General features: G+C 69.1%; 9 protein-coding genes. 7 read left to right on the plus strand and 2 right to left on the minus strand.

The window, feature by feature from the left end; all coding sequences use genetic code 11:
- The first annotated feature begins 77 nt into the window (after positions 1 to 77).
- From ACFYZ8_RS43875 to ACFYZ8_RS43890, 4 genes are read left to right on the plus strand one after another with little or no spacing between them, the layout of a single operon-like run.
- Positions 78 to 2,300, plus strand: a complete 2,223-nt coding sequence (locus tag ACFYZ8_RS43875; protein WP_359034840.1) for a polyribonucleotide nucleotidyltransferase — start codon at positions 78 to 80, stop codon at positions 2,298 to 2,300.
- A complete protein-coding gene (locus ACFYZ8_RS43880) occupies positions 2,297 to 3,676 on the plus strand; it encodes a pitrilysin family protein (protein WP_359034838.1) in 1,380 nt (459 codons plus the stop codon). The genes ACFYZ8_RS43875 and ACFYZ8_RS43880 overlap by 4 nt, the downstream gene beginning before the upstream one ends.
- 25 nt (positions 3,677 to 3,701) lie before the next feature.
- Positions 3,702 to 4,454: a 4-hydroxy-tetrahydrodipicolinate reductase gene (gene dapB, locus ACFYZ8_RS43885; protein ID WP_359034836.1), complete on the plus strand. Its 753-nt coding sequence runs from the start codon at positions 3,702 to 3,704 to the stop codon at positions 4,452 to 4,454.
- Between the two features lie 7 nt (positions 4,455 to 4,461).
- Positions 4,462 to 4,914, plus strand: coding sequence for a hypothetical protein (locus ACFYZ8_RS43890; RefSeq protein ID WP_359034834.1), 453 nt, complete (start codon positions 4,462 to 4,464; stop codon positions 4,912 to 4,914).
- 69 nt (positions 4,915 to 4,983) lie between these two features.
- Here the strand turns inward: ACFYZ8_RS43890 and ACFYZ8_RS43895 are convergent, their stop codons facing one another.
- Both ACFYZ8_RS43895 and ACFYZ8_RS43900 read right to left on the minus strand, forming a co-directional pair.
- Positions 4,984 to 5,541 (minus strand): phage holin family protein, encoded by a 558-nt coding sequence (locus tag ACFYZ8_RS43895; protein ID WP_359034832.1) that lies wholly within the window; start codon positions 5,539 to 5,541, stop codon positions 4,984 to 4,986.
- A gap of 91 nt (positions 5,542 to 5,632) precedes the next feature.
- The gene (locus ACFYZ8_RS43900) at positions 5,633 to 5,872 is read right to left on the minus strand and encodes a hypothetical protein (protein ID WP_359035049.1); all 240 of its coding nucleotides are present in this window, start codon (positions 5,870 to 5,872) and stop codon (positions 5,633 to 5,635) included.
- Between the two features lie 145 nt (positions 5,873 to 6,017).
- Between ACFYZ8_RS43900 and thyX the strand changes: the two genes are divergently transcribed.
- From thyX to ACFYZ8_RS43915, 3 genes are all read left to right on the plus strand, one after another.
- On the plus strand, positions 6,018 to 6,752 hold the full coding sequence (thyX, locus tag ACFYZ8_RS43905; RefSeq protein ID WP_388533824.1) for an FAD-dependent thymidylate synthase: 735 nt from the start codon (positions 6,018 to 6,020) through the stop codon (positions 6,750 to 6,752).
- 211 nt (positions 6,753 to 6,963) lie between these two features.
- The gene (gene dapA / locus ACFYZ8_RS43910) at positions 6,964 to 7,863 is read left to right on the plus strand and encodes a 4-hydroxy-tetrahydrodipicolinate synthase (protein ID WP_388533821.1); all 900 of its coding nucleotides are present in this window, start codon (positions 6,964 to 6,966) and stop codon (positions 7,861 to 7,863) included.
- Between the two features lie 154 nt (positions 7,864 to 8,017).
- Positions 8,018 to 9,703 (plus strand): ribonuclease J, encoded by a 1,686-nt coding sequence (locus tag ACFYZ8_RS43915; RefSeq protein ID WP_359034826.1) that lies wholly within the window; start codon positions 8,018 to 8,020, stop codon positions 9,701 to 9,703.
- The last annotated feature ends 293 nt before the right edge of the window (positions 9,704 to 9,996 follow it).

Here is a 9,996-nt window from a genome sequence, read left to right on the forward strand (position 1 = left end):
CCGCGCACGTCCCCCCGCCACACGGGCGGATCGGGACAAAAGACGATACGCAGACGAAAAGTAACGGAGAGCACCTAGTGGAGAACGAGACCCACTACGCCGAGGCCGTCATCGACAACGGCACCTTCGGCACCCGCACCATCCGCTTCGAGACGGGCCGCCTCGCCAAGCAGGCCGCCGGCTCCGCCGTGGCGTACCTGGACGACGACACCATGGTGCTGTCGGCCACCACCGCCTCCAAGAACCCCAAGGACCAGCTCGACTTCTTCCCCCTGACGGTGGACGTCGAGGAGCGGATGTACGCCGCCGGCAAGATCCCCGGCAGCTTCTTCCGCCGTGAGGGCCGCCCCTCCGAGGACGCCATCCTCACCTGCCGGCTGATCGACCGCCCGCTGCGCCCCTCCTTCAAGAAGGGCCTGCGCAACGAGATCCAGGTCGTCGCCACCATCATGGCGCTCAACCCCGACCACCTGTACGACGTCGTGGCGATCAACGCCGCCTCCGCGTCCACGCAGCTGGCCGGCCTGCCCTTCTCCGGCCCGATCGGCGGCGTCCGCGTCGCGCTGATCAACGGCCAGTGGGTGGCCTTCCCGACGCACTCCGAGCTCGAGGACGCCGTCTTCGACATGGTCGTCGCGGGCCGCACCCTGGAGGACGGCGACGTCGCGATCATGATGGTCGAGGCCGAGGCCACCGAGAAGACCATCCAGCTCGTCAAGGGCGGCGCCGAGGCCCCGACCGAGGAGGTCGTCGCCGCCGGTCTCGAGGCCGCGAAGCCCTTCATCAAGGTCCTCTGCAAGGCCCAGGCCGACCTCGCCTCCAAGGCCGCCAAGCCCACCGGCGAGTTCCCGATCTTCCTCGACTACCAGGACGACATCCTGGAGGCGCTGTCCGCCGCCGTCCGCCCGGAGCTCGCCTCCGCGCTGACCATCGCGGGCAAGCAGGAGCGCGAGTCCGAGCTGGACCGCGTGAAGGCGCTCGCCGCCGAGAAGCTCCTCCCGGAGTTCGAGGGCCGCGAGAAGGAGATCTCCGCCGCGTACCGCTCCCTGACCAAGCAGCTCGTCCGCGAGCGCGTGATCAAGGAGAAGAAGCGCATCGACGGCCGTGGCGTCACGGACATCCGTACGCTCGCCGCCGAGGTCGAGGCCATCCCGCGCGTGCACGGCTCCGCGGTGTTCGAGCGTGGCGAGACCCAGATCCTGGGCGTCACCACCCTCAACATGCTCCGCATGGAGCAGCAGCTGGACACCCTCTCCCCGGTGACCCGCAAGCGCTACATGCACAACTACAACTTCCCGCCGTACTCCACCGGCGAGACCGGCCGCGTCGGCTCCCCGAAGCGCCGCGAGATCGGCCACGGCGCCCTCGCCGAGCGCGCCCTCGTCCCGGTCCTGCCGACCCGCGAGGAGTTCCCCTACGCGATCCGCCAGGTCTCCGAGGCGCTGAGCTCCAACGGCTCGACGTCCATGGGCTCGGTCTGCGCCTCCACCATGTCGCTGCTGAACGCCGGTGTGCCGCTGAAGGCCCCCGTCGCCGGTATCGCCATGGGCCTGATCTCCCAGGAGATCGAGGGCGAGACCCACTACGTCACCCTCACCGACATCCTCGGTGCGGAGGACGCCTTCGGTGACATGGACTTCAAGGTCGCCGGCACCAAGGAGTTCGTGACCGCCCTCCAGCTGGACACCAAGCTGGACGGCATCCCCGCCTCCGTCCTGGCCGCCGCCCTCAAGCAGGCCCGTGACGCCCGCCTCCACATCCTCGACGTGATGATGGAAGCGATCGACACGCCGGACGAGATGTCCCCGAACGCCCCGCGGATCATCACCGTCAAGATCCCCGTGGACAAGATCGGCGAGGTCATCGGCCCCAAGGGCAAGATGATCAACCAGATCCAGGAGGACACCGGCGCCGACATCACGATCGAGGACGACGGCACCATCTACATCGGCGCGGTCGACGGCCCCTCCGCCGAGGCGGCCCGCACCACGATCAACTCGATCGCCAACCCGACCATGCCGGAGGTCGGCGAGCGCTACCTGGGCACGGTCGTCAAGACCACCACCTTCGGCGCGTTCGTGTCGCTGCTCCCGGGCAAGGACGGTCTGCTGCACATCTCGCAGATCCGCAAGCTGGCCGGCGGCAAGCGCGTGGAGAACGTGGAGGACGTGCTCGGCGTGGGCGCCAAGGTCCAGGTCGAGATCGCCGAGATCGACTCCCGCGGCAAGCTCTCCCTGATCCCCGTGATCGAGGGCGAGGAAGGCTCTTCCGACGAGAAGAAGGACGACGCCGACCAGTGACGTCCCGTAGCTCAAAGGCGACGGCCCGCACCTCCTCGGAGGCGCGGGCCGTCGCCCGTACCCAAACCCTCATCAAGGGCGAGAACGGCATCGGCACCGTCCGCAAGACCACCCTCCCGGGCGGCCTGCGCATCGTCACCGAGACCCTCCCCTCGGTCCGCTCAGCGACCTTCGGCATCTGGGCGCACGTCGGCTCCCGCGACGAGACCCCGTCTCTGAACGGCGCCACGCACTACCTGGAGCACCTCCTCTTCAAGGGCACCTCCAAGCGCAGCGCGCTGGACATCTCCTCCGCCATCGACGCGGTCGGCGGCGAGATGAACGCGTTCACGGCGAAGGAGTACACGTGCTACTACGCGCGCGTGCTCGACGCCGACCTGCCGCTCGCCATCGACGTCGTCTGCGACATGCTCACCGGCTCCCTCATCCTCGAAGAGGACGTCAACGTCGAGCGCGGCGCGATCCTCGAAGAGATCGCGATGACCGAGGACGACCCGGGCGACTGCGTGCACGACCTGTTCGCGCACACCATGTTCGGCGACAACCCCCTCGGCCGACCGGTCCTCGGCACGGTCGACACCGTCAACGCCCTGACCGCCGACCGCATCCGCCGCTTCTACAAGAAGCACTACGACCCGACCCACCTCGTGGTCGCGGCCGCGGGCAACGTCGACCACGACAAGGTCGTACGACAGGTCCGCGCCGCCTTCGAGAAGGCCGGCGCCCTCAAGAGCCCCGACGCCACGCCCATCGCGCCGCGCGACGGCAGGCGCGCCCTGCGCACCGCGGGCCGCGTCGAGCTGATCGGACGCAAGACCGAACAGGCCCACGTCGTCCTCGGCATGCCCGGCCTCGCCCGCACGGACGACCGCCGCTGGGCCCTCGGCGTGCTGAACACCGCGCTCGGCGGCGGCATGTCGTCCCGCCTCTTCCAGGAGGTCAGGGAGAAGCGCGGCCTGGCCTACAGCGTGTACTCGTACACCTCCGGCTTCGCCGACTGCGGCCTGTTCGGGGTGTACGCCGGCTGCCGGCCCTCGCAGGTCCACGACGTGCTGAAGATCTGCCGCGACGAACTCGACCAGGTCGCCGAGCACGGCCTCACGGACGACGAGATCGGCCGCGCCATCGGCCAGCTGAAGGGCTCCACGGTCCTGGGTCTCGAGGACACCGGCGCGCTGATGAACCGCATCGGCAAGAGCGAGCTGTGCTGGGGCGAGCAGATGTCCGTCGACGACATGCTGACCCGCATAGCGTCGGTCACCCCGGACGAGGTCCGCGAAGTCGCCCGCGAGATCCTGGGCCGGCGCCCGTCGCTGTCGGTCATCGGCCCGCTGAAGGACAAGCAGGCGGCCCGACTGCACGAAGCGGTCGCGTAAGCACTCCCCTTAAGGAAGCACGAAGATGAGCAAGCTGCGCGTGGCGGTCCTCGGTGCCAAGGGCCGTATCGGCGCCGAGGCGGTCAAGGCCGTCGAGGCCGCCGAGGACATGGAACTGGTCGCCGCCCTCGGCAGGGGCGACAAGCTGGAGACCCTCGCCGAGACGGGCGCCCAGGTCGCCGTCGAACTGACCACGCCTGCCTCGGTGATGGAGAACCTGGAGTACTGCCTCAGCCACGGCATCCACGCGGTCGTCGGCACCACCGGCTGGACCGACGAGCGCCTCGCGCGGCTCGACGGCTGGCTCGCCGCCGCCCCGGAGACGGGCGTGCTCATCGCGCCCAACTTCTCCATCGGCGCCGTACTGAACATGAAGTTCGCGCAGATCGCCGCGCCCTACTTCGAGTCGGTCGAGGTCATCGAGCTGCACCACCCCAAGAAGGTCGACGCCCCTTCCGGCACCGCCACCCGCACGGCCCAGCTCATCGCCGCGGCCCGCGCCGAGGCGGGCACGGCCCCGGCACCGGACGCCACGGAGACGGCCCTGGACGGCGCGCGCGGCGCGGACGTCGACGGGGTCCCCGTCCACTCCGTGCGCCTGCGCGGTCTGCTGGCCCACCAGGAGGTCCTGCTCGGCGGCGAGGGCGAGACACTGACCATCCGCCACGACTCGCTGCACCACAGCAGCTTCATGCCGGGCATCCTGCTCGGCGCCCGCCGCGTGGTGACCACCCCGGGCCTGACCTTCGGCCTGGAACACTTCCTGGACCTGGGCTGACACCGTCATGCGCGCCAAGCTGTCCTACGCCGTCACGGCCGCCGTCCTGGTCTTCTACTTCGTCCTGGTCGGCAGCCGCGGCGTCATGCTGATCGAGTCCGGCACCCTCGTCACCGTCACCTTCGGCGTCGCGGTGCTGATCCTGCCGGTGATCGGCCTGTGGTTCCTGTGGAAGAACACCCAGTTCGTCCGCCGGGCCAACGCCCTCGCCGCCGAACTCGACGCCGAGGGCGGCCTGCCCGTCGACGAGCTCAAGCGCACGCCCGGCGGCCGTATCGACCGCGACTCGGCCGACGAGGTCTTCGCCAGGCGCAAGGCCGAGACGGAAGCGGCCCCGGACGACTGGCGCAGCTGGTTCCGCCTCGCCGTGGCCTACCACGACGCCCGCGACACCCCGCGCGCCCGCAAGGCCATGCAGCGGGCGATCGCCCTGCACGACGGCAGGACGATCGAGGCCTAGCCGCACGCGGACACCGAAGGGGCCGGCCCGCGTTCACCGCGGACCGGCCCCTTCGACGTGTGATGCGGGTCAGCCCCGCGCGTACTCGGCGGCCCAGGCCTCCACCGCGTCCGCGGCCCGGTCGAACGCCTGGCCGCGCGCGAGGAAGTCCGCGTTGTGCGTGGTCAGCAGCGGCGGCAGGTCCTCGGGCCCACGGCCCTGCCGTACGAGGGTCAGGGCCTGCCCCTGGACCGCACGCGGCAGTCCGAGCCAGCGCACCGGCTGCTGTGCCGTCCGTACGGCGGCGACCTGCTCCCAGGACACCGTACGAGTGAACAGGAAGCCCACCCGGCGCACCCCGCGGGCGCTCACCCACACCCCCATGCGCAGCAGCCGCAGCGCACCGACGATGACGAGCAACGCGATGCCCAGCACCACGGCGGCCTCGGACGGCGAGTCGGTCAGCGCGATGATCACCGCGGCGAACAGCACGTACGAGGCGAGCAGGAGGAGAATCGCCGCCACACCCACCCGCCACGGCCCGGGACGGTAGGGGCGCCGCCAGCGGTCACGGTTCTCGTACGGCAACGCGACGTCGTCGTCCGTTGCCTCGAACACGCGGTCGGCCGTCAGGAAGGGCAGGGGCACGGCGGGTCCTCACTCGATCCAAGCGGTGGGCTGTGCCCGGTGAGGTTATCCGCCGTCGCCCCCGCGAGCCACTTATGGGGGCCCGGTTGAGTCAGTGCCCCTGGGAGGCCTGCGACTGCTGTGTCTGGGAAGGCGCCTGATCCTGTGAAAGGGCCGGCATCCCGAGGACCAGGGATCCCACGAGCCCGGCGATGATCGTGACTCCCGTCAGCCAGCGCCCGGCCATCTCGGAGACGGACGCGCGCTCACGGGGTGGCGGGGTGACATTGCTGCGGAACCTGTCGGCTTCGGCGAGAAAGGCGAACGGTACGGGCTCGCGCCGACGCAACAGCATGGGGGTACTTCTCCCTTCCGGGATCGAACGGGTGGCTGCTGTCTGTACAGACGAGTGGGTACCGCAAATGGTGCCCACTATTGCCAAATCGGTTGACGCGTAGAGTGGGCGCCGACCGCAGATGTGATGGGAAGGACCCTCCGTGACCCCCGCCGGCGACCCCAACTACTCCTTGCGCAGCGACGTCACCGTTGAACTGGTGAAGTCCAGCGCCTCGGACTCCGACGTCCTGTTTGCCGCCCGAGTCTCGACCCTGGGCGAGCAGTCTCTCGACGAGATGCAGAAGGACCCCGAGCGCTCCAGAGGACTGATCAACTACCTGATGCGGGACCGGCACGGGAGTCCCTTCGAGCACAACTCGATGACCTTCTTCATCAGCGCGCCGATCTTCGTCTTCCGCGAGTTCATGCGGCACCGCGTGGGCTGGTCGTACAACGAGGAGTCCGGTCGCTACAGGGAGCTTCAGCCGGTCTTCTACGTGCCTGACGAGTCCCGCAAGCTCGTCCAGGAGGGCCGCCCCGGCAAGTACGTCTTCGTCGAGGGTTCCCCGCAGCAGCACGAAACCGTCCGCAGCGTCCTGGACGACTCCTACCAGCAGGCGTACACCGCGTACCAGAAGCTGCTTGCCGAGGGCGTCGCCCGCGAGATCGCCCGTTCGGTCCTGCCCGTCGGCCTGTTCTCCTCGATGTACGCCACCTGCAACGCCCGCTCGCTCATGCACTTCCTCGGCCTGCGCACCCAGCACGAGCAGGCGAAGGTGCCGTCCTTCCCGCAGCGGGAGATCGAGATGGTCGGCGAGAAGATGGAAGCGGAGTGGGCCAGGCTCATGCCGCTCACCTACGCGGCCTTCAACGCGAACGGCCGTGTGGCCCCGTAACGGACGTCTGTTTCCCCGCGGGGCACAGATGTGCGGGTCCACCTGGCGAAGTGTCCGTATTGCGGCATTTAGAGAAGTTCATCTAGCCTGATCAAACGGACCCGGCACTGCTTGAACCCCCGAGCAGGCAGTGCCGGGCTCCGCATTTGTCCTGACTTTCCCAGGCCCCCTAGGGCAGACCCCGTCCTGAGCAACGAGTAGCGTGTAACCCATGGCTCCGACCTCCACTCCGCAGACCCCCTTCGGGCGGGTCCTCACCGCCATGGTCACGCCCTTCACGGCGGACGGCGCACTCGACCTCGACGGCGCACAGCGGCTCGCCACCCACCTGGTGGACGCAGGCAACGACGGCCTGATCATCAACGGCACCACCGGCGAGTCCCCCACCACCAGCAACGCGGAGAAATCGGACCTCGTACGAGCCGTACTGGAGGCGGTCGGCGACCGAGCCCACGTCGTCGCCGGCGTCGGCACCAACGACACCCGCCACAGCATCGAGCTGGCGCACGCGGCGGAGAAGGCGGGCGCACACGGCCTGCTGATCGTGACGCCGTACTACAACAAGCCCCCGCAGGAGGGCCTGTACCGGCACTTCAAGGCCGTCGCCGACGCCGCCGAGCTGCCCGTCATGCTCTACGACATCCCGGGCCGCAGCGGAGTCCCGATCAGCACCGAGACGCTGGTCCGGCTCGCCGAGCACCCGCGGATCGTCGCCAACAAGGACGCCAAGGGCGACCTCGGCCGCGCCAGCTGGGCCATCGCCCGCTCCGGCCTCGCCTGGTACTCCGGCGACGACATGCTGAACCTGCCGCTGCTCTCCGTGGGCGCGGTCGGCTTCGTCTCGGTCGTCGGCCACGTCGTCACCCCGGACCTGCGCGCCCTGGTCGAGGCGTTCGTCTCGGGAGACGTGCAGAAGGCCACCGAGATCCACCAGAAGCTGCTTCCCGTCTACACGGGCATGTTCCGCACCCAGGGCGTGATGACGACCAAGGCGGCGCTCGCCCTCCAGGGCCTCCCCGCCGGGCCCCTACGCGCCCCCATGGTCGAGCTCTCATCCGAAGAGATCGAGCAGCTCAAGATCGATCTTGCCGCCGGCGGGGTACAGCTCTAGCACCAGACTTCGCGCGCCCGGCGCGCAACCTGACTCAACAACTGAATAGGCGGGCCACCGGTGCCCGCACCCCAAACGACAACTGCTACACGCACGAACGTCACGCACGCCACGTGCCCCACCGGTACGTGGCGTGCGTGGTGAGGAGAGTCTTTTGAGTCATCCGCATCCTGAACTGGCCCCGCCCCCGCCGCTCCCCGAGGGCGGCCTGCGGGTCACCCCACTCGGCGGTCTCGGCGAGATCGGCCGAAACATGACGGTCTTCGAGTACGGCGGCCGCCTGCTGATCGTCGACTGCGGCGTGCTGTTCCCGGAGGAGGAGCAGCCCGGAATCGACCTGATCCTGCCGGACTTCTCGTCCGTCAGGGACCGCCTCGACGACATCGAGGGCATCGTCCTCACGCATGGCCACGAGGACCACATCGGCGGCGTCCCCTACCTCCTCCGCGAGAAGCCGGACATCCCGCTGATCGGCTCCAAGCTGACCCTCGCGCTCATCGAGGCCAAGCTCCAGGAGCACCGCATCCGCCCGTACACCCTTGAGGTGGCGGAGGGACACCGCGAGCGCATCGGCCCCTTCGACTGCGAGTTCGTCGCGGTCAACCACTCCATCCCGGACGCCCTGGCGGTCGCCATCCGGACGCCCGCGGGCATGGTGGTCCACACGGGCGACTTCAAGATGGACCAGCTCCCGCTGGACGGCCGCCTCACGGACCTGCACGCCTTCGCGCGGCTGAGCGAGGAGGGCATCGACCTCCTCCTCTCCGACTCGACGAACGCCGAGGTCCCGGGCTTCGTCCCGCCCGAGAAGGACATCTCGAACGTCCTGCGGCAGGTCTTCGGCAACGCCCGCAAGCGGATCATCGTGGCGAGCTTCGCCAGCCACATCCACCGCATCCAGCAGATCCTGGACGCGGCCCACGAGTACGGCCGCCGCGTCGCCTTCGTCGGCCGCTCGATGGTCCGCAACATGGGCATCGCGCGCGACCTCGGCTATCTGAAGGTCCCCCCGGGCCTGGTGGTCGACGTCAAGACGCTCGACGACCTCCCGGACCACGAGGTGGTCCTGGTCTGCACGGGCTCCCAGGGCGAACCGATGGCCGCCCTGTCCCGCATGGCCAACCGCGACCACCAGATCCGGATCGTCCAGGGCGACACCGTCATCCTCGCGTCCTCGCTGATCCCGGGGAACGAGAACGCGGTCTACCGCGTGATCAACGGCCTGACCCGCTGGGGGGCCAGCGTCGTCCACAAGGGCAACGCCAAGGTGCACGTCTCGGGCCACGCGTCCGCGGGCGAGCTCCTGTACTTCTACAACATCTGCCGCCCGAAGAACCTGATGCCGGTCCACGGCGAATGGCGCCATCTGCGCGCCAACGCCGAGCTCGGCGCCCTGACCGGCGTCCCGCACGACCGCATCGTCATCGCCGAGGACGGCGTGGTCGTCGACCTCGTCGAGGGCAAGGCGAAGATCGCGGGCAAGGTGCAGGCGGGTTACGTCTACGTCGACGGCCTCTCGGTCGGCGATGTCGGCGAGCCGGCGCTCAAGGACCGCAAGATCCTCGGCGACGAGGGCATCATCTCGGTCTTCCTGGTGGTCGACTCGTCCACCGGCAAGATCACAGGCGGCCCGCACATCCAGGCACGCGGCTCCGGCATCGAGGACTCGGCGTTCAGCGACGTCATCCCCAGGATCACCGAGGTCCTGGAGCGCTCGGCGCAGGACGGCGTGGTCGAACCCCACCAGCTGCAGCAACTGGTGCGACGGACCCTCGGCAAGTGGGTCTCCGACACGTATCGCCGCAGGCCGATGATTCTGCCGGTGGTGGTGGAGGTCTGACGGACCGTCGGACAGCGGTCCGAGCGAACTGGGAGCGGGGCGCCTCGATTTGCATCGAGGCGCCCCGCTCCAGTACGTTTACGGCTCCGCCCGAGGGGGAACCCGGCAGCTTCGTGCTCCGGCGCCGACCTCCAGGGGGCGGGAATTCCGACTCAGAACTTCTGATAAAGTCGGAACCGCCGGAAAGGGAAACGCGAGAGCGGGAACCTGGAAAGCACCGAGGAAATCGGAACCGGAAACGGTCTGATAGAGTCGGAAACGCAAGACCGAAGGGAAAAGCCCGGAGGAAAGCC

This window comes from Streptomyces sp. NPDC001668, assembly GCF_042893155.1.
In the GTDB taxonomy this organism is placed as follows: Bacteria; Actinomycetota; Actinomycetes; order Streptomycetales; family Streptomycetaceae; genus Streptomyces.